Source organism: Pseudomonas sp. B329, from assembly GCF_023127835.1.
Classification (GTDB): domain Bacteria; phylum Pseudomonadota; class Gammaproteobacteria; order Pseudomonadales; family Pseudomonadaceae; genus Aquipseudomonas; species Aquipseudomonas synxantha_A.
Genome location: NZ_SPKP01000003.1, coordinates 219572 through 240288, shown reverse-complemented (window position 1 = coordinate 240288; position 20717 = coordinate 219572). Strand labels below are relative to the sequence as shown.

Genomic DNA, 20717 nt, shown 5'->3' with positions numbered 1-20717 from the left:
CCAGGCAACGCAAAACCCACAGCCATAAAAAAGCCCCGAACCAGTCGGGGCTTTCTCATTCAGCCCAAAGGCTTAGCGCGGGAACGCAGGCGGGTTGACCCCAGCCATGTCTTCCATCACGCGAACCACCTGGCAGCTGTAGCCAAACTCGTTGTCGTACCACACGTACAGCACAACACGGTTGTCCTGGGTGATGGTCGCTTCAGCGTCCACCACACCGGCGTGGCGCGAGCCAACGAAGTCGGTGGAGACCACTTCCTGCGAGTTGACGAAGTCGATCTGCTTGTGCAGATCGGAGTGCAGCGCCATGTAGCGCAGGTACTCGTTCATCTCTTCGCGGGTGGCGGCTTTCTCAAGGTTGAGGTTGAGAATGGCCATCGACACGTTCGGCGTCGGTACACGGATCGCGTTCCCGGTCAGCTTGCCGGCCAGCTCAGGCAGGGCCTTGGCGGCGGCGGTGGCAGCACCGGTCTCGGTGATCACCATGTTCAACGCGGCGCTACGACCACGGCGATCGCCCTTGTGGAAGTTGTCGATCAGGTTCTGGTCGTTGGTGTACGAGTGAACGGTTTCAACGTGGCCGTTGACGATACCGAACTTGTCATTCACAGCTTTGAGCACCGGCACGATGGCGTTGGTGGTGCAGGAAGCGGCGGACACGATCTTGTCGTCAGCGGTGATTTCAGCGTGGTTGATGCCGTGCACGATGTTCTTGAGCTTGCCTTTGCCAGGCGCGGTCAACACGACACGGTCGATACCCGGGCAAGCCAGGTGCTGGCCCAGGCCCTCGGCATCACGCCATACGCCGGTGTTGTCCACCAGCAGGGCGTCCTGGATGCCGTACTGGGTGTAATCCACCTCGGTCGGGTTCTTCGCGTAGATCACCTGGATCAGGTTACCGTTGGCGGTAATGGTGTTGTTTTCTTCGTCAATGGTGATGGTGCCGTTGAACGAGCCGTGTACCGAATCGCGACGCAGCAGGCTGGCGCGCTTGGTCAGGTCGTTCTCGGCGCCTTTGCGCACCACGATGGCACGCAGGCGCAGGCCGTCGCCGCCACCGGTTTTCTCGATCAGGATGCGCGCCAGCAGGCGGCCGATACGGCCGAAGCCGTACAGCACCACGTCGGTGCCTTTGCGGGCGGCAGCGTTTTGCTGGCCAACCACATCGGCCATTTCTTCACGCACGAACTGCTCGGCACTGCGGCCGGCGCCTTCCTTGCGGAATTTGTAGGCCAACTTGCCCAGGTCTACCGAGGCCGCGCCGAGCTTGAGCTCGCTCATGGCTTTAAGCAGTGGGAATGTTTCGTGGACGGAGAGTTCGCTGTCGTCGGCGGAGCGATGGCGCGCAAAGCGGTGAGCTTTGAGAATCGCGATGACAGACTGGTTGATCAGGCTGCGGCCATAGATCGAGCTCACCACATTGTTATTGCGGTACAGCTGGCCGATAAGCGGAATCATCGCTTCTGCGAGTGCTTCACGGTCGATCCATTCACCAAGACACTGGTCGGGCTTCTGAGTCACGGGAACCTTCCACATGTAGGGGCAGAAAAAAGGGGCTACATTATGTCGCCCGACTGGCCGTTGAGCAATGCGCGAGGGGCAACAAAAAGCCCTTGCAAAAAAATACCTCCGCGCTACAGCCCAGTAAATACGCGGGTTCCAGAAGGCCACTAGTCCAGCACCATCGCCGACTTGTCCGTAACACTCCTAAACATTCGCGCATTTTGGCACTACATATTGAGTCAAAACCGGTCATTGTTTGTCTTAGCCACTACATTTCCTACAAACCGTAATAGGCACAGTCAGCAACTGACAGGCGGCACCTGGGGCCGTTACAATTACCGACTTTGTCGCAACGCTTGGAGCTCAACCTTCCGTGCCCGTTCTGCGTCTACCGCTTCTCCCTGCCGCGGCAGGTAAACAGCACTGGGGCAACCTGCCCGGTGCCGCCCTGAGCCTGGCCATTGCCGAGGCTGCCAGCGCAGCCAAGCGCTTTACCCTGCTGCTTACCGCCGACAGCCAAAGTGCCGAACGGCTGGAGCAGGAGCTGAGCTTCTTCGCCCCGGATTTGCCGGTGCTGCATTTTCCCGACTGGGAAACCCTGCCCTACGACCTGTTCTCGCCGCACCAGGACATCATCTCCCAGCGCATCGCCAGCCTGTACCGCTTGCCGGAACTGGCCCACGGTGTGCTGGTGGTGCCGATCACCACGGCCCTGCACCGCCTGGCGCCGACCAAATTCCTGCTCGGCAGCAGCCTGGTGCTGGATATCGGCCAGAAGCTCGACGTAGAACAGATGCGCACGCGCCTGGAAGCCAGCGGCTACCGCTGCGTCGACACGGTGTACGAGCACGGTGAGTTCGCAGTGCGCGGCGCCCTGATCGACCTGTTCCCGATGGGCAGCAAGTTGCCGTATCGCATCGACCTGTTCGATGACGAAATCGAGACCTTGCGCACCTTTGATCCGGAAAACCAGCGCTCCATCGACAAGGTCGACTCGATCAAGCTGCTGCCGGCGCGGGAGTTCCCGCTGCAAAAAGACGCGGTCACCCGTTTCAAGGCGCGCTTTCGTGAGCGCTTTGACGTGGATTTCCGTCGCTGCCCAATCTTCCAGGACTTAAGCAGCGGGATTACCCCAGCGGGTATCGAGTACTACCTGCCATTGTTCTTCGACGAAACCTCCACCCTCTTCGACTACCTGCCCCAGGACACCCAGGTGTTCTCGCTGCCAGGCATCGAGCAGGCGGCGGAAAACTTCTGGAACGACGTGCGCAACCGCTATGAAGAGCGCCGCGTCGATCCGTCCCGGCCTTTATTGCCGCCCGCCGAATTGTTCCTTCCCGTAGAAGACTGCTTCGCCCGCTTGAAAAACTGGCCGCGCGTGGTCGCCAGCCAACAAGATGTAGACGCCGGCAGTGGTCGGGAACGCTTCCCCGCGGGAACCCTGCCCGACCTGGCGATCCAGGCCAAAGCCACGCAACCGTTGGAAGCGCTGTCCAACTTCCTCGGTGACTTCCCTGGCCGCGTGCTGTTTACCGCCGAGTCCGCCGGGCGCCGCGAAGTGCTGCTGGAGCTGTTGGAACGCTTGAAACTGCGGCCCAAGACCGTCGACAGCTGGCCGGATTTTGTAAATAGCAAAGAGCGCCTGGCGATCACCATCGCCCCCTTGGACGAAGGCTTGTTGCTGGACGACCCGGCCCTCGCACTGATCGCCGAGAGCCCGCTTTTCGGCCAGCGCGTGATGCAACGCCGTCGCCGGGAAAAACGCGCAGACGCCAACAATGACGCAGTGATCAAGAACCTCACCGAGCTGCGCGAAGGCGCGCCGGTGGTGCATATCGACCATGGTGTAGGCCGCTACCTGGGCTTGCAGACACTGGAGATCGACAACCAGGCCGCCGAATTCCTCACCATGGAATACGCCGAGGGCGCCAAGCTCTACGTGCCGGTGGCCAGCCTGCACCTGATCGCCCGTTACACCGGTAGCGACGACGCTTTGGCACCGTTGCATCGCCTGGGCTCCGAGACCTGGCAGAAAGCCAAGCGCAAGGCCGCCGAACAGGTTCGCGACGTGGCCGCAGAATTGCTCGACATCTATGCCCGCCGTGCCGCCCGCGAAGGTTACGCGTTCGCTGACCCGAAAGCCGACTACGCCACCTTCAGTGCCGGCTTCGCCTTCGAAGAAACTCCGGACCAGCAAACCACCATCGAGGCGGTGCGCGCCGACATGCTCGCGCCCAAGCCGATGGACCGCCTGGTGTGTGGCGACGTGGGCTTCGGCAAAACTGAAGTGGCCATGCGCGCTGCCTTTATTGCAGTGCACGGCGGTCGCCAGGTGGCGATCCTGGTGCCGACTACCCTGCTCGCCCAGCAGCACTACAACAGCTTCCGCGACCGCTTTGCCGACTGGCCAGTGACCGTGGAGGTGATGAGCCGCTTCAAGTCCGCCAAGGAAGTGAATGCCGCCGTTGCCGACCTGGCCGAGGGCAAGATCGATATCGTCATCGGCACCCACAAACTGCTGTCGGACGATGTGAAGATCAAGAACCTGGGCCTGGTGATCATCGACGAAGAGCACCGCTTTGGCGTGCGCCAGAAAGAACAGCTCAAGGCCCTGCGCAGCGAAGTCGACATCCTTACCCTCACCGCTACGCCGATTCCGCGCACGCTGAACATGGCCGTATCGGGTATGCGCGACCTGTCGATCATCGCTACGCCACCGGCGCGCCGCCTGTCGGTGCGCACTTTCGTGATGGAGCAGAACAAGAGCACGGTCAAGGAAGCACTGCTGCGTGAACTGCTGCGCGGCGGCCAGGTGTATTACCTGCACAACGATGTGAAGACCATCGAGAAATGCGCCGCCGACCTCGCCGAGCTGGTGCCGGAAGCCCGTATCGCCATCGGCCACGGGCAGATGCGCGAGCGCGAACTCGAACAGGTAATGAGCGACTTCTACCACAAGCGCTTCAACGTGCTGATCGCCTCGACCATCATCGAGACCGGCATCGACGTGCCCAGCGCCAACACCATCATCATCGAGCGCGCCGACAAGTTCGGCCTGGCGCAGCTGCACCAACTGCGCGGCCGTGTCGGGCGCAGTCACCACCAGGCCTACGCCTACCTGCTTACACCGCCGCGCCAGCAAATTACCAGCGACGCGGAAAAGCGCCTGGAAGCCATCGCCAACACCCAGGACCTCGGCGCCGGCTTTGTGCTGGCCACCAACGACCTGGAAATCCGTGGCGCCGGCGAACTGCTGGGGGACGGCCAGAGCGGGCAGATCCAGGCGGTCGGCTTCACGCTATATATGGAGATGCTCGAACGCGCAGTGAAAGCCATCCGCAAGGGCGAACAACCGAACCTCGATCAACCCCTGGGCGGCGGCCCGGAGATCAACCTGCGCTTGCCGGCATTGATTCCCGAAGACTACCTGCCGGATGTTCATGCGCGACTGATCCTCTACAAGCGCATCGCCTCGGCCACCGACGAAGAGGGCCTCAAGGACCTGCAAGTAGAGATGATCGACCGCTTCGGCCTGCTGCCCGAACCGACCAAGAACCTGGTGCGCCTGACCCTGCTCAAGTTGCAGGCCGAGCAGTTGGGGATCAAGAAGGTCGACGCCGGGCCGCAAGGTGGGCGTATCGAATTCGAAGCGCAGACGCCGGTCGACCCGTTGGTACTGATCAAGCTGATCCAGGGCCAGCCCAACCGCTACAAGTTCGAAGGGGCTACGCTGTTCAAGTTCATGGTGCCGATGGAACGTGCCGAAGAACGCTTCAATACCCTGGAGGCGCTGTTTGAGCGCCTCATCCCGAAATCCGCTTGAAGGACGCCGCCATGCGCTTGTTCCGCATTCTGAGCCTGTTGTTGGTGGTACTCACGCCTTCGGCATTTGCCGACAGCCCGTACCAGGTGGAAATGATCCTGGTGCGCCAGAATGCCGAGCCGGTGATCAACAGCCGCGCCGCCCCGGAGAACTGGGACGGCGGCGCCCAGCGCCTGGGCGAGCGGCTGAGCCCGCCGCGCCTGGGCAACATCGTCGAAAAATTGCGCGCCGACTCCAACTACACCGTGCTCGCGCACAAGGCCTGGGAACAGAACCTGGGCGAGCAGCCGGTGAGGATCGCGATCACCGACGGCCAGGAGCAATTCGGCCAGTTCCCTATCGAAGGCGTGCTGAGCCTGCAACTGGGTCGTTTCACCGACATCGATGCCGACTTCTGGATCAACCAGTTCGACGGCAACGGCAGCGTGATCGCCAGTGAACACCTGGCGCAGAAAGACGTACGCACCAAGAACAACCAGCTTAATTACCTGGACGGCGGCCACCTGGCGTTGCTGATCAAGATCACCTCGCTGACCGCCAAGCCGCCCAGCGCACCACCGCCCGACATGCAGGACTGATCCAGCGCCATGCCCCTCACTTCGCCTCTGACCAAACCCCTGGCCCCTTCGTGGGCCAATCGCTTCAAAGAGCAGAGCCTGGAGCGCGGGCGGCGTTACGCACTGGAAAATCGCGTGCGCATCGTCGAGTGCGGTGATAGCACCATTACCGCCAGTTGCGAAGGCTCCGGCGGTAACGTCTATCGGCAAACCATCTCGTTGCGTGAGTCGGCCAAGGGCCTGCTGATCCTGGTGGATAGCCGCTGTACCTGCCCGGTGCACACCAACTGCAAACACATCGCGGCGGTGTTGCTCAAGGTCCAGGAAACCCTGGCCTATCCGGCGGCGACCCAGGATGCGCAACTGCTGGAAAAACTCCAGGCCGTGCTGGATAACCGCGTGGTCCTGCCGCAGGTGGTCATGGAGGATGTGCGGCCCGTGCCACGCCTGTGGCTGGCCAGCGTCGAGTTCAGCGCGTTCGAACCGCGCAACGGCAAGATGCAGCGCTATATCCAGCACCGTGCGGCACTGTCGTTCAACTACCTGGGCAATTACGCCAGTGGGCAAAAGAACGCCGATATCATCGTGCGCCAGGACACCCAAAGCCTGCGAATCAAGCGCCACCCCGAGCTGGAACAAGCCTGTCGCGAACAGCTGCGTCTGCTGGGTTTCAAGATCGCTACGCGCCAAAGCAAGGCCTTGCCTGAAAGCGCCGGCGAGCTGTTCGAGATGGTCAATGACAGCGCCTGGCTGAACTTCACGCTCAACTCATCGCCCACGCTGCGGGCCGAGGGCTGGGAGCTGCAAATCGATGAAGACTTCGGTTTCGACCTGAGCCCGGTGGACGACTGGTACGCCAGCGTCGATGAAGCGCCGGAGCGTGACTGGTTCGACCTGGAGTTGGGCATCATCGTCAATGGCGAACGGTTGAGCCTGCTGCCGATATTGCTGAACCTGATGCGCTCCCACACCGAGATCCTCAACCCGGAAAAACTCGCAAGGCGCCGCGATGATGAACTGATCCTGGTGAATATTCCCGGGCTGCCCAACGGCCACGGCCCGCTGCAAGTGGCGTTGCCCTACGGGCGCTTGAAGCCGGTGCTGGCGACTCTCGGCGAGTTCTACCTGCAAGAAACCGGCACCACGACGTTGCGCCTGGCCAAGGCCGACGCGATCAGGCTCAACCCGCTGGAAGACCTGCCGTTGCAATGGGAGGGTGGCGAGAAGATCCGCAACTTCGCCCAACGCCTGCGGGACATCAAGGACTTCACCTGCGTGGCGCCCGAGGGCCTGAACGCAACCTTGCGCCCCTATCAACTGGAAGGCTTGAGCTGGATGCAGTCACTGCGCCAGTTGGAAGTGGGCGGGATTCTCGCGGACGACATGGGCCTGGGCAAAACCCTGCAAACCCTGGCGCATATTCTCACCGAGAAAATCGCCGGGCGCCTTGATCGGCCCTGCATGGTCGTGATGCCCACCAGCCTGATTCCGAACTGGCTCGACGAAGCAGCGCACTTCACCCCGCAACTGCGGGTGCAGGCGCTGTACGGCGCAGGGCGCAAGAAACACTTCGCCAACCTGCACGACTACGACCTGCTGCTGACCACCTATGCCCTGCTGCCCAAGGACATCGACACGCTCGCCGCCCTGCCCTTGCATGTATTGATCCTGGATGAAGCGCAGTACATCAAGAACCCGTCCAGCAAGGCCGCCCAGGCCGCACGCGAGCTGAATGCCCGCCAGCGCCTGTGCCTGAGCGGCACGCCATTGGAAAACCACTTGGGTGAACTGTGGTCGCTGTTCCACTTCCTGTTGCCGGGTTGGCTGGGCGACGTGAAGAGCTTCAACCGTGATTACCGCGTGCCGATTGAAAAACGCGCCAGTGAAGTGCGCTTGCAGCACCTCAACGGTCGAATCAAACCGTTCCTGCTGCGCCGCACCAAGGAACAGGTGGCGACCGAACTGCCACCCAAGACTGAGATCATCCACTGGGTCGACCTCAACGAGGCCCAGCGCGACGTGTACGAAACCATGCGTCTGGCCATGGATAAAAAAGTCCGCGACGAAATCACCCGCAAGGGCGTGGCCCGCAGCCAGATCATCATCCTTGAAGCGCTGCTCAAACTGCGACAAGTGTGCTGCGACCTGCGCCTGGTCAACGACGCCACTCTGCCGGCGCGTGGCAGCAGCTCGGGCAAGCTCGACAGCCTGATGGACATGCTTGACGAGCTGTTTGCCGAAGGTCGCAGGATTCTGCTGTTCTCGCAGTTCACTTCGATGCTGAGCCTGATCGAAATCGAACTGAAAAAACGCGGGATTGCCTACGCATTGCTGACCGGCCAGACCCGTGACCGACGTACACCGGTGAAGGATTTCCAGAGCGGCAAGTTGCAGATCTTTTTGATCAGCTTGAAGGCCGGTGGCGTGGGTTTGAACCTGACCGAAGCCGACACGGTGATTCACTACGACCCGTGGTGGAACCCGGCCACGGAAAACCAGGCCACCGACCGTGCGTATCGCATCGGGCAGGAAAAACCGGTGTTCGTGTACAAGATGATTGCCCGAGGCACGGTGGAGGAGAAAATCCAGCACCTGCAGAAGGAGAAATCCGACTTGGCGGCGGGCGTGCTGGATGGGCGGACCACGGGGGATTGGCAGTTGGGTAATGAGGATATCGAGGCGCTCTTCGCACCACTGCCTAATAAGCAAGAGAAGCGCTGACTGTTAGATCGCTATCGCAGGCAAGCCAGCTCCCACACTTGAATGTATTCACACATCAAAATGTGGGAGCTGGCTTGCCTGCGATGGCCGCGACGCGGTCCTCAGCCAGGCAAAGGAGCAAACAGCGCCTCAATATCCCGCTGCTCCAGCTTCCAACCGGCACTGGCGCCCCCTTCCAACACACCATCAGCCAAGGCCGCCTTTTCCAACTGCAACGCCTGGATCTTCTCTTCCACCGTGCCCCGGGCAATCATCTTGTACACAAACACCGGCTTATCCTGCCCGATGCGATAGGCACGGTCCGTCGCCTGGTTCTCCACTGCCGGGTTCCACCACGGGTCGTAATGAATCACCGTATCGGCCGCCGTCAGGTTCAAGCCCGTACCGCCCGCTTTCAGGCTGATCAGGAACAACGGTGTCTTGCCGTCCTGGAAGTTCTTCACTGGCGTACGTCGGTCAAGGGTGTCTCCCGTCAGGATCGAATACTCAAGCCCACGCTGCTTGAGCTCTTCTTCAATCAACGCCAGCATCGAGGTGAATTGCGAGAACAACAAAATCCGCCGCCCCTCGCTGAGTAACTCTTCCAGCATCTCCATCAGGCTGCCCAACTTGCCAGTGCCGGCCTTGACAGCTTTAGTCACCGGCGCAGATTTGACCAGGCGCAAGTCACAGCACACCTGGCGCAGTTTGAGCAGTGCTTCGAGAATGATGATTTGGCTACGGGCCACGCCATGCCGACTGATTTCGTCGCGCACCTTCTTGTCCATCGCCACGCGTACCGTTTCGTAGACATCCCGCTGTGCGTCGCTCAGCTCGACCCAGTGGACGATTTCGGACTTGGGCGGTAATTCCGTCGCGACCTGCTCCTTTTTACGTCGCAACAGGAACGGTTTGATACGTGCGCTGAGGTGCTGCATACGCTGCGCATTACCGTGTTTCTCGATGGGCGTACGGTAATCACGATTAAAGGTTTTGCTGTCGCCCAACCAACCCGGTAACAGGAAGTGGAACAGCGACCACAGCTCACCCAAGTGGTTTTCCAAAGGCGTACCGCTCAAGCATAAACGCTGACCGGCCTCCAACTGACGAGCAGCCTGGGCCGCTTTGCTGTTGGGGTTCTTGATGTTTTGCGCTTCGTCCAGGATCAGCACGCTCCAGCGCTGAGGCTGCAGGACTTCGAGGTCCCGCGGCAACAGTGCATAGGTGGTGAGTACCAGGTCGTAATCGGTCAAGCGCATGAAGTCAGCCTGACGCTGCGCACCGTGCAGTGCCAGGACTTTGAGCTGTGGCGTAAAACGCGCAGCTTCGTCCATCCAGTTCGGGATCAAGCTGGTGGGCATTACCGCCAGTGCAGGCGCCTGTAAACGGCCAGACTGCTTTTCGCAGAGCAAATGTGCGAGCGCCTGCAGGGTTTTGCCAAGCCCCATGTCGTCACCCAGGATCCCGCCGACTTCCAGCTCGCGCAGTGTTTGCATCCAGTTCAGCCCTTCGAGCTGATAGCCGCGCAGTTCCGCGTTCAGGCCCCGAGGAGCCGGCACATGAACGTGAATGGAGTCTTTAAGGCGCTTGGCGAAATCACGCAGTCGCTTGCCGCCCTGCCAGACCAAGGGTAGTGCATCCAGGTTACTGAGCCGTGCCGCATCCGGCGCACTCAGCCGCAGTGCATCGCCTTCCGGTGCACGCAGGTAGAGTTCGCCGAGGGTCGCCATCAGGGGTTTGATACGACCGTAGGGCAGCGCGACTTTGGTATGAGTTCGGGCGCCCAGACTGACCAACACGCGCTCCTGATCATCACGCTCGGCCATGTAGGCGGCGTCAAGCAGTTTGGGTTGACGACGCATCAAGTCTAATACGATTGGCAGCAGACTGTGACGCTCGCCGTTGACCTCAATGCCCAGCTCAAGGTCAAACCACTCGTGGCCGGGCGACTCTTCGATGTCCGCGTACCAGCCGTCTACAGCCTCCACATCGTAATAAAACCCCGGATGGATGACGACGTCCCACCCTGCCTCACGCAAAACCGACAGCCCGCTCTCAACAAACGCCAGCCAGGCTTCATCATTGGGTAGATCGAACATCTCTCCTGCACTGGCAGGCAGCGCACGGGTTTTACGATTGACCGTTTTGAAGCCGATTTTTGTGAGCGTCTTGCGCAGGGCTTTTTCAGCCGCCGGCTTGCGTTGAATGTGCTGGGTTTCGGTGCCGTTGAGAAACAGGATGTCCTCAGTGCCCTTGCCGCTGACCTGGCTGGTGTTGTAACGGAAAGCCAAGGCAGCGCGGTGTTCCAGGGTGATCACCCGCCGATAGTCGGTCTGGCTGTACACGTAGGACTCGTCGCTTCCCAAGGTAAGGCACCCTTGAGGCTCCAACGTATCGACTACACGCTCGGTCAGCTTGCGCGGCGGCGGAATCACCTTGGACGCCGCGCTGATGCGATGACTGAATAACGCGACTTGATCAGCAGGAATCATCGGCAAGTTGCACAGATGCATGGCCAGATTCTCATCCAGCCCGTGCTCAACCACCCCGATTGCCATGTTATCGAGGTCAAGATAATGAAGCGGTTTGAGGGGCAACACGTCGTCCAACTCGAGCCCGTCACTGATCCAACTGGGAATGTAATTGCCATCGGGCATCACAGCCCAATCGAAACGAGCGGTGCGGGCCGGGCCAGGGTTAAGCGCCAGTCTTGGGCCCACCTCAAGAAACAGGCGCTGGGTTTTCAACGCCAATTGGAGAATTTCAGCCCCCATCTCGCCCGCCAGCTGAAAGCTGCTGCCATAACTCCCATAAGAGCGGCCCAACATCAGCAGTCGACCAATACGCGTATCCAGCTCATGCATATAACCAGGGGCGCGCCGCAATGTCTCATCCATCGAGTACAGCGGCCTGATATCGCTGTAGTCACCTTTTTTCGTCACGCGCGCCCGGTACACGTCCAATAACCAGCCACTGGAATAAACCTCGGGAGTGATCTGATACAGCAAACAGGTACCGGTATTCTTGGGCTGAACCTCACCCACCTGGGTGGGCTCAGGAATACTCTCAAGCCAGCTTTCGAGCTGCGGACTCAGACGGTCGGCCACCTGCTTTTTCGGTTCGTTCAGCTCGTCATACAGCGCGGTCAACGTAAACAAGGTTGCAGCGGCGTGCTTGCAATTGATCGCCACCGGGCAAGAACAGACGCACCTGAGGCCCGTCCAACGGGATGTTGCCCCCTCCAGGGTAATCGCCAGGCTATAGACATTCCGGCCAGACCCCTTGCACTGTGCAATCAGTCTGTCCTGTCCGAATTCTTTTATCTCAAGACGATTTTCGCCAGCATACTCAAAGCCACGCTCCAGCGAGCGAGGGTCAAAGTATTCCTGCCAATCCAACTCGACGATACGTGCAATCAGGTCATTCATGGAGCAGAACTCTACAGCGGTCAGCAACGAGATTTAAAGCAGGGCGACTCCTACAAGGCGGTAAGAGATAGCTACAGCCATATCCAGACGCTTCTTACACCAAGCTTCTTAACAGCACAGGCGCCGTTCACTCAATCAGCTGAGCGTCCCGCAACGCTGTGAGAGCCGTCAACCAGCGCGGATCCTGTTTGTAATCAGTCGACGCAACCGCCTGCCCACGCATACGCGCAATCCGCGCCGACGGCGTAACCTTCATCCGCTGCGCGGCGGTGAGTGCCAGCTCGGCAGCCGCGCGGTCATTGCACACCAGCCCCATGTCACAACCCGCCGTCAGCGCCGCCTCGATCCGACTCGCCGCATCACCCACCACGTGGGCGCCCGCCATGGACAGGTCATCACTGAAAATCACCCCGTCGAACTGCAACTCGCCGCGCAGGATGTCCTGCAACCAACGGCGTGAGAACCCGGCGGGCTGGCTGTCGACCTGCGGGTAGATCACATGCGCAGGCATTACTGCGGCCAATTGCTTGCTCAAGCGTGCGAAAGGCACCAGGTCGTTGGCGCGAATCTGTTCCAGGCTGCGTTCGTCATTGGGAATCGCGACGTGGGAATCGGCCTCGGCCCAACCGTGCCCGGGGAAGTGCTTGCCGGTGGCGGCCATACCGGCGCTGTTCATGCCGCGAATAAAGGCACCGGCCAGTACGGCGGCGCGCTCGGGGTCGCCTTCGAAGGAGCGAGTGCCGACCACGGCGCTGCGTTGGTAATCCAGGTCCAGCACTGGGGCGAAACTCAGGTCGAGACCCACGGCCAGTACTTCGGTGGCCATGATCCAGCCGCACTGTTCTGCCAGGTATTCAGCGTTGGGGTTATCGGCCAGCGCGCGCATGGCTGGCAGGCGCACAAAGCCCTGGCGCAGGCGCTGTACGCGCCCGCCTTCCTGGTCGACCGCCAGCAGCAGGTCCGGGCGCACCGCACGGATCGCCGCACTCAGCTCGCGAACCTGGCGTGGATGCTCGATATTGCGCGCAAAAATAATCAGACCGCCCACTTCCGGTTGGCGCAACAGGTGACGATCCTCGGCCGTCAGCCAGGTACCGGCAACGTCGACCATCAAAGAACCTTGCAGGGCAGCAGTCATAAACCTTCCTTAAATAACGCACACAACCCGTCGGGCTGACCAGGCACGGTCAGCACGACGGGTTGCGGATAAATAGCTGAAATCGGCATGGCGGCTAGCTTAGCGGATGCTAGCGGCCACGCACACCCAGGGGCGATCAAACCTTGGCGGCGACCGGTGCAGTTTTGCTGCGCGGGCGCAGTTGGGCGGCGGCCATGGTCGAGTCGGTGACGCCGGTCTCGGCGCGCATACCCGCAGCGAGGAACGGCACCATCAGGCGCATCACCTGTTCGATCGAGGTGTTCACGCCGAAATCGGTCTCGGCTATCGCTCGCAACGCCTTGATCCCGGACATGCTGAACGCCGCAGCGCCGAGCATGAAATGCACGCGCCAGAACAGTTCGATAGGCGGAATACGTGGGGCCGCCTCGTTGACCAGCAACATATAGCGGCGGAATACTTTGCCGTACATGTCTTCCAGGTAACGACGCAGGTGGCCTTGGCTCTGGCTGAACGCCAGGCCCAGCAGGCGCATGAAGATCGACAGGTCATTACCACTGCGAGGTTGCACGACCAACGCCTGCTCTACAAGAATTTCCAGCAGCTCTTCCAGGCTTGGCTTGTGATCAGCCTTGGCCTGGCGGCGCTCCAACTCACGGTCGAGGCTGGCACAGAATGGCCCCAGGAAGCGGGAAAACACCGCTTGGATCAGGGCTTTTTTCGAGCCGAAATGATAGTTCACGGCAGCGAGGTTGACCCCAGCCTTGCTGGTGATCAGCCGCAATGAGGTTTCAGCAAATCCTTTTTCCGCGAACAATTGCTCGGCAGCATCGAGAATGCGTTCAACGGTTTCCGACTGGGCCATGGCTACTCCGCCTGACAAACACTTGTTTGAAACATACGTTTCAGAGTGTGTCTTGTCAAGCCTGCGGGTTCGCTTTCCGGCCGGGCAGTCACCCCTTTCATCGCTATTTAATCACATCCCTTTCGCCGTGTAGGCAACACCCTATCTACGTTGTAGGAAGGGTGACGCATGACCGTCCAGCGGAGTCGCGCAAAAGGATGATTGCCAAGCGCAGTTCACTGTATATAATCCCAGTCACTGTATAAAAAGACAGAGCGATCAACATGCTAAAACTGACGCCACGCCAAGCCGAGATTCTGGCCTTCATCAAGCGCTGCCTCGATGACAACGGTTACCCGCCTACCCGTGCGGAGATTGCCCTGGAACTGGGGTTCAAGTCCCCGAATGCCGCGGAAGAACACCTCAAGGCGCTCGCTCGCAAAGGCGCGATCGAGATGACTCCAGGGGCTTCACGCGGTATCCGCATCCCTGGCTTTGAAGCCAAGGCCGACGAATCGACACTACCGATCATCGGCCGCGTCGCTGCCGGTGCGCCGATCCTGGCGCAGCAGCACGTCGAGGAATCCTGCAACATCAACCCGACCTTCTTCCATCCTCGCGCCGACTATCTGTTGCGTGTGCACGGCATGAGCATGAAGGACGTAGGCATCTTCGATGGCGACCTGCTCGCCGTGCATACCACCCGTGAAGCCCGCAATGGCCAGATCGTCGTCGCCCGTATCGGCGATGAGGTCACGGTCAAACGCTTCAAGCGTGAAGGCAGCAAGGTCTGGCTACTGGCCGAGAACCCTGAGTTCGCCCCGATTGAAGTCAACCTGAAAGATCAGGACCTGGTGATCGAAGGCTTGAGTGTCGGCGTCATTCGCCGCTAAAGGAGGCATCATGCAGCTCGTGCACACCCCACAACACACACAACTGTCGCTGTTCGAGGCCTTTATGGCCCAACCCCTTGCGCCCATCCTCAAGGAAACGGTCGAAGCCCCCTGGGGCGGTGAACCTGAGGCGTTCAGTGAATTGTCGTTGCGCGGTGCAGCCGAAAGCTGCCTGAACCTGCTGGCGCCAATTCTGCGCGAATTGAGCGAAGACCAGGACGCACGCTGGCTGACGCTGATCGCCCCACCCGCCAGCCTGACCCAGGCCTGGCTGCGGGACGCCGGCCTCAACCGCGAGCGCATCCTGCTGTTGCAGCCACGGGGAGCGCAGAGCGCCCAGCAGTTGACCTGTGAGGCCTTGCGTCTAGGCCGCAGTCATACGGTGGTGAGCTGGTTGAATCCGTTGAATGCGAGCGCCAAGCAGCAACTCATCAGTGCCGCACGTACGGGCGACGCTCAGAGTTTGAATATTCGTTTGGGATAAAACTACAGCTTGGCTTGCAGTGATCGGGCTTGGAAGCCCCTTCACCACAAGACTTCAGTGAAGTACCCGCGGGCCGTCGTCCTTCTCCGGCTCGCCTTCAGCCAGGCGACCTGCCATCTGCACGCCCACGCTCAACATGGCTTTAGCCACTTCCACGTGCTGGCCCTGCAGGAACACTTTGGCATCTTCGGAAAAATCCAGAATAACCAGAGAACCTTCGTCCTCAGCCCGGCGCAGTTCGATTCGGCCATCAGGCAGTTCAACAATTTCCAGAAAGGACGTTGGCATAAAAGTCTGTTCTCCACGAAAGGCCGAGATTATATCAGTCATCCACCCAGCCTCGCAGAGGAACCGGGCAGGTTTCTTTACGGCTTGATGAATGGTGCCCGGCGAGCACCTACCTTCAGCACTCGTTCAACCCCTCACGAAAACGCAGCGCCATCTTTTTCAGCTCCTGGCGCCAGCCTTCCAACTCTTCGCGCCCCAAGGGCTTGGGCTCATCCTGTTCCAACGCCACGGCAACGATCAGCGGCTGGGTGACATCGCCCTTGGGCACATGGGGAATACGTGGTGGATGGAACATATCGGCATGGGCCTTGAGCAGCCGTGCCACCCAACTGTCAGGGCTCTGGGCCATTTCCACCAACTCGGCCAACTCAGGGATCGCCATCGAATCGAGCACTTCACGATTCATGATCATTTCTGCACGGGGGGCACCCGCCTGGGGCAAGCGATAGAACCCTGCAATTTCATGGCACAGCCCCAGCAACGCGCCATAGAGATGAAACAAGGCCGCTTCGCGCCCCGCCTGCACCAGCGCGATGGCATTCATCTCCTTCCCTTCCTCTGCACGGCCAAGGGCGTCCAGGGATAAACCCGCGAAGTAAATTTTCTGATTGGTACGGGTATAGAGTTCGTTGGCCATGACGGCAATCTCCACAACGAATAGGCGTGATGCTGGCTGAACAGTGTCACGGATCAGCCGAACGTACTGCAAGTGCAAATGTGGGAGGGGGCTTGCTCCCGATGGCGGTGGGTCAGTTACAGATGTATCAACTGACACTCCCTCATCGGGGGCAAGCCCCCTCCCACATTGGATCTTCAGCGCATCCGACGGATCAAGCGCCCTGGCGCTTGTCCTCGACCTTCCACTTGCCGCCGTCGTAGAACGCTTTCCAGCCGGTAGGCTTGCCGTCCACTTCGGTCTGCACGTACTGCTCCTTGGTCTTGCGGCTGTAGCGGATTACGGCTGGGCGACCATCCGGGTCCTTCTTCGGCGCTTCACACAGGAAGTGGTACTTCGGATCGATCTCGTCCTTGTGCGGCACGATCTCCATCACCAGCGGCGCACGGGTCTCGCGGTTTTTCGGGAACTGGCTGGCAGCCAGGAACAGCCCCGAAGCACCGTCACGCAGGATGTAGGTGTCGTTGACCTTTTCGCACTTGAGCTCCGGCATCTTCACCGGATCCATCTTCGGCGGCGCCGCATCACCGCTTTTGAGCAGTTTGCGCGTGTTCTTGCAGGTAGGATTGGTGCAGCCGAAGAACTTGCCGAAACGGCCGGTCTTGAGCTGCATCTCGCTGCCGCACTTATCGCATTCCAGGCTCGGACCTTCATAGCCTTTGATGCGGTAGGTGCCCTCTTCGATCTCGTAGCCATTGCAATCGGGGTTGTTACCGCAGATGTGCAACTTGTGCTTCTCGTCCAGCAGGTAGGCGTCCATCGCCGTGCTGCAGATCGGGCAGCGGTGCTTGCCACGCAGCACCAGCGACTCGGATTCACCCTCGTCATCAGCCGCGATTTCATCGCCCGGCACCAGGTTGACGGTCGCCTTGCAGCGCTCTTTGGGCGGCAGGCTGTAGCCTGAGCAACCGAGGAACACGCCCGTGGAGGCGGTACGAATCTGCATTGGTCGACCGCAGGTGGTGCACGGAATATCCGTCATCACCGGCTGGTTGGCGCGCATACCGCTCTCAGGGTTCTCGGCCACTTCGAGTTTTTTCTTGAAGTCGCCGTAGAACTCATCCAGCACGTTTTTCCAGTCGCGCTCGCCCTGGGCCACGTCATCGAGGTTCTCTTCCATACCGGCGGTGAAGCCGTAGTCCATCAAGTTGGAGAAGCTCTCGGACAGACGCTCGGTAACGATATCGCCCATCTTTTCCGAATAAAAACGACGGTTGTGCAGCGCGACGTAGCCACGGTCCTGGATGGTAGAAATGATCGCTGCATAGGTCGACGGGCGACCGATACCGCGCTTTTCCATCTCTTTCACCAGGCTGGCTTCGGAATAGCGCGCCGGCGGCTTGGTGAAGTGCTGGGACGGGTCGAGCTTGATCAGCTTCAACGTATCGCCCTGGGCCATGTCCGGCAGCACGTCGTCATCGCCAGGCTTGGCGATTTGCGGCATGACACGGGTGTAGCCGTCGAACTTGAGGATACGGCCCTTGGCGCGCAGCTCGAAGTCGCCAGCGCCCACACTGACAGTGGTAGACAGGTATTGCGCCGGCAGCATCTGGCAGGCCAGGAACTGGCGCCAGATCAGCTCGTAGAGGCGCTCAGCGTCACGCTCCATGCCGCTCAGCTTGGCGGGCGTGGTGTTGGCGTCGGAAGGACGAATCGCTTCGTGAGCCTCTTGTGCGCCTTCCTTGCTGCTGTAGACGTTCGGCTTCTCCGGCAGATAGGTCTTGCCGAATTCGCTTTCAATATACGTGCGCGCCATCGCCACCGCGTCTTGCGACAGGTTGGTGGAGTCGGTACGCATGTAGGTGATGTAACCGGCTTCATACAGACGCTGGGCCATCATCATGGTCTTCTTCACCCCGAAGCCCAGGCGGTTGCTCGCGGCCTGTTGCAGGGTAGAAGTGATAAACGGCGCCGACGGCTTGCTGCTGGTCGGTTTGTCTTCGCGCTTGACGATGCTGTAGCTGGAGGCCTTGAGCTTCTCCAGCGCGGCCATGGCCTGGGCTTCGTTCAGCGGCTTGAAGGCCTCGCCTTTCTCGCGGGCCACTTCAAAGCGCACGTTGGCGCCCTTGGCGGTGCCGAGATCGGCGTGCACTTCCCAGTATTCTTCGGGGTTGAACGCACGAATCTCACGCTCACGCTCCACCACCAGCTTCACCGCAACCGATTGCACACGGCCGGCGGACAAACCACGGGCAATTTTCGCCCACAGCAGTGGCGAGACCATGTAGCCCACGACGCGGTCGAGGAAGCGACGGGCCTGCTGGGCGTTGACGCGGTCAATATCCAGCTCGCCCGGCTTGGAGAAGGCTTCCTGGATGGCTTTCTTGGTGATTTCGTTGAACACCACACGCTTGTAGCGGCTGTCATCACCGCCGATGGCTTCGCGCAGGTGCCAGGCAATGGCTTCCCCTTCGCGGTCCAAGTCCGTCGCGAGATAGATGGTGTCAGCATCCTTGGCGAGCCGGCGCAGCTCTTCGATGACCTTTTCCTTGCCCGGAAGGATTTCGTACTTGGCCTTCCAGCCATGGTCCGGGTCCACACCCATGCGCGAGACCAGCTGCTTGCGCGCTTTCTCTTTAGGGCTGAGCACCGGACCTTCGCCCGCGGCCGCCTTGCCGCGCTTGGCGGCAGGCTCCTTGCTGGCGCTAGCCGAACCGCTGGTGGGCAGGTCTCGGATATGGCCGATACTCGACTTCACCACGTACTCGTTGCCCAAGTACTTGTTGATGGTCTTGGCCTTAGCCGGGGATTCCACAATGACCAGCGATTTGCCCATGGATCGGAAAATTCCTGAATTCGAGAAGTGAAAGGCAGTTGGCGCCTGTCGCGGCAACGCTATATATAGTGGCAACAAGGTGAGGTCAAGCGCAGCATTCTGCGCGACCTGCCGTTATTGCCCTTTAAAAAGACTGGGTTCGGCCTGGACCAAAGCAAAGCGCGGGACCTGCTCGCCGTCAACTTCAACGGTCTGAAGGAACATGCTCAAGGGACGCACCCAAAAGCCGTATTCGCCATACAGTGCTTGGTAAAACACCACTTCTTCTTCGGTTTCGGAGTGCCGTGCCACGCTGAAAACGCGGTACTGCGGCCCCTTATAATGTTGGTAGAGCCCTGGTTCGACTTTCATGCTCTGGCCCTCGTACAAAATTTGTTGAAAAAAAATATTAAAAAGTTCCAAAAAACAAAAACCGGGGCACTGGGCCCCGGCTTCCGTCAACCGAACGTTTAGACGCGTTCGAAGACGGTGGAGATGCCTTGGCCGAGACCAATGCACATGGTTGCAACCCCAAGGTTGCCGCCATTTTGCTTCATCACGTTAAGCAAAGTGCCGGAGATACGTGCACCGGAGCAACCGAATGGGTGGCCCAGGGCAATCGCACCGCCGTGCAGGTTAACCTTCTCGTTCATCTTGTCGAGTACTTTCAAATCTTTCAGCACTGGCAGGGCCTGTGCGGCGAAAGCTTCGTTGAGCTCGAAGAAGTCGATATCGGAGATGGAAAGGCCCGCGCGCTTCAAGGCTTTTTGTGTGGCCGGTACTGGACCATAGCCCATGATCGCCGGGTCCACACCTGCTACCGCCATCGAACGGATCACGGCCAGCGGCTGGATACCCAGGTCCTGGGCACGCTGCGCCGACATCACGATCATGCACGAAGCACCGTCGGTGATCTGCGACGACGTACCGGCTGTCACGGTGCCGCCCTTTGGATTGAACGCAGGCTTCAACGCCGCGAGGCTTTCCAGGGTGGTGTCCGGACGAATGGTTTCGTCGTAGTCGAACAGTTTCAGGAAACCGTTCTCGTCGTAGCCGTTCATCGGGATGATCTCATCCTTGAACTTGCCTTCCACGGTCGCCTTGTGGGCGAGCTGGTGGGAACGCAGGCCGAACGCGTCCTGGGCTTCGCGAGTGATGCCGTGCATCTTGCCAAGCATTTCCGCGGTCAGGCCCATCATGCCCGAGGCTTTCGCTGCGTACAGCGACATGTGCGGGTTGGGATCGACGCCGTGCATCATGCTGACGTGGCCCATATGTTCCACGCCGCCGACCACGAATACATCACCGTTGCCGGTCATGATCGCTTGCGCAGCGGTGTGCAGCGCGCTCATCGACGAGCCACACAGGCGGCTGACGGTCTGGCCCGCTGCGGTGTGCGGGATCTGAGTCATCAACGACGCCATGCGCGCGATGTTCCAGCCCTGCTCCAGGGTCTGGTTGACGCAGCCCCAGATCACGTCTTCGACTTCGTTCGGGTCAACCTTGACGTTACGTTCCAGCAGCTTGCTGATCAGGTGCGCCGACATGTCTTCAGCGCGGGTGTTGCGGTGCATGCCGCCCTTGGAGCGGCCCATCGGAGTACGACCGAAGTCGACAATCACGACGTCTCTTGGATTCAAGCTCATAAA

The 20717-nt window shown here is 60.1% G+C and carries 14 protein-coding genes; 5 read left to right on the top strand and 9 right to left on the bottom strand.

What is annotated here, in order from left to right; all coding sequences use genetic code 11:
- Window positions 1-72: 72 nt before the first annotated feature.
- Window positions 73-1536, bottom strand: a complete 1464-nt coding sequence (locus tag E4P00_RS01710; protein ID WP_032803369.1) for a glyceraldehyde-3-phosphate dehydrogenase — start codon at window positions 1534-1536, stop codon at window positions 73-75.
- Between the two features lie 340 nt (window positions 1537-1876).
- On the opposite strand from E4P00_RS01710, the gene mfd reads away from it, so the two are divergent.
- The 3 genes from mfd to E4P00_RS01695 are packed head-to-tail and all read left to right on the top strand — an operon-like array spanning window position 1877 to window position 8604.
- The gene (gene mfd, locus E4P00_RS01705) at window positions 1877-5326 is read left to right on the top strand and encodes a transcription-repair coupling factor (protein ID WP_148852349.1); all 3450 of its coding nucleotides are present in this window, start codon (window positions 1877-1879) and stop codon (window positions 5324-5326) included.
- An 11-nt stretch (window positions 5327-5337) separates the two neighbouring features.
- A complete protein-coding gene (locus tag E4P00_RS01700) occupies window positions 5338-5904 on the top strand; it encodes a CsiV family protein (protein WP_248130550.1) in 567 nt (188 codons plus the stop codon).
- Between the two features lie 9 nt (window positions 5905-5913).
- Window positions 5914-8604, top strand: a complete 2691-nt coding sequence (locus E4P00_RS01695) for a DEAD/DEAH box helicase (protein ID WP_248130549.1) — start codon at window positions 5914-5916, stop codon at window positions 8602-8604.
- Window positions 8605-8705: 101 nt separating this feature from the next.
- Here the strand turns inward: E4P00_RS01695 and E4P00_RS01690 are convergent, their stop codons facing one another.
- The 3 genes from E4P00_RS01690 to E4P00_RS01680 form a co-directional block, all read right to left on the bottom strand.
- On the bottom strand, window positions 8706-12011 hold the full coding sequence (locus E4P00_RS01690) for a DEAD/DEAH box helicase (RefSeq protein ID WP_248130548.1): 3306 nt from the start codon (window positions 12009-12011) through the stop codon (window positions 8706-8708).
- A 127-nt stretch (window positions 12012-12138) separates the two neighbouring features.
- Entirely contained in the window at window positions 12139-13149 is a 1011-nt protein-coding gene (gene nagZ / locus E4P00_RS01685) for a beta-N-acetylhexosaminidase (RefSeq protein ID WP_046071498.1), read from the bottom strand.
- A gap of 136 nt (window positions 13150-13285) precedes the next feature.
- A complete protein-coding gene (locus E4P00_RS01680; RefSeq protein ID WP_005786171.1) occupies window positions 13286-13993 on the bottom strand; it encodes a TetR/AcrR family transcriptional regulator in 708 nt (235 codons plus the stop codon).
- A gap of 263 nt (window positions 13994-14256) precedes the next feature.
- Here E4P00_RS01680 and lexA point away from each other — a divergent pair, with 263 nt between their 5' ends.
- Complete coding sequence (lexA, locus tag E4P00_RS01675) at window positions 14257-14865, top strand: transcriptional repressor LexA (RefSeq protein ID WP_003172575.1); 609 nt, start codon at window positions 14257-14259, stop codon at window positions 14863-14865.
- A gap of 10 nt (window positions 14866-14875) precedes the next feature.
- Window positions 14876-15349: an SOS-induced cell division inhibitor SulA gene (gene sulA / locus E4P00_RS01670; protein ID WP_005786162.1), complete on the top strand. Its 474-nt coding sequence runs from the start codon at window positions 14876-14878 to the stop codon at window positions 15347-15349.
- Window positions 15350-15403: 54 nt separating this feature from the next.
- On the opposite strand, the gene E4P00_RS01665 is transcribed toward sulA, so the two are convergent.
- The 5 genes from E4P00_RS01665 to fadA all read right to left on the bottom strand — a co-directional run bounded on the left by E4P00_RS01665 (window position 15404) and on the right by fadA (window position 20714).
- On the bottom strand, window positions 15404-15637 hold the full coding sequence (locus E4P00_RS01665) for a hypothetical protein (protein ID WP_005786160.1): 234 nt from the start codon (window positions 15635-15637) through the stop codon (window positions 15404-15406).
- Between the two features lie 115 nt (window positions 15638-15752).
- The gene (locus E4P00_RS01660) at window positions 15753-16274 is read right to left on the bottom strand and encodes a DUF6586 family protein (RefSeq protein ID WP_032877217.1); all 522 of its coding nucleotides are present in this window, start codon (window positions 16272-16274) and stop codon (window positions 15753-15755) included.
- Window positions 16275-16467: 193 nt separating this feature from the next.
- Window positions 16468-19089 carry a type I DNA topoisomerase gene (gene topA / locus E4P00_RS01655; RefSeq protein ID WP_005786156.1) on the bottom strand — a complete coding sequence of 874 codons (2622 nt, stop codon included), beginning with the start codon at window positions 19087-19089 and terminating at the stop codon, window positions 16468-16470.
- A gap of 114 nt (window positions 19090-19203) precedes the next feature.
- The gene (locus E4P00_RS01650; protein WP_046071494.1) at window positions 19204-19440 is read right to left on the bottom strand and encodes a DUF1653 domain-containing protein; all 237 of its coding nucleotides are present in this window, start codon (window positions 19438-19440) and stop codon (window positions 19204-19206) included.
- A gap of 98 nt (window positions 19441-19538) precedes the next feature.
- Window positions 19539-20714, bottom strand: a complete 1176-nt coding sequence (gene fadA, locus E4P00_RS01645) for an acetyl-CoA C-acyltransferase FadA (protein ID WP_005786153.1) — start codon at window positions 20712-20714, stop codon at window positions 19539-19541.
- Window positions 20715-20717: the final 3 nt, after the last annotated feature.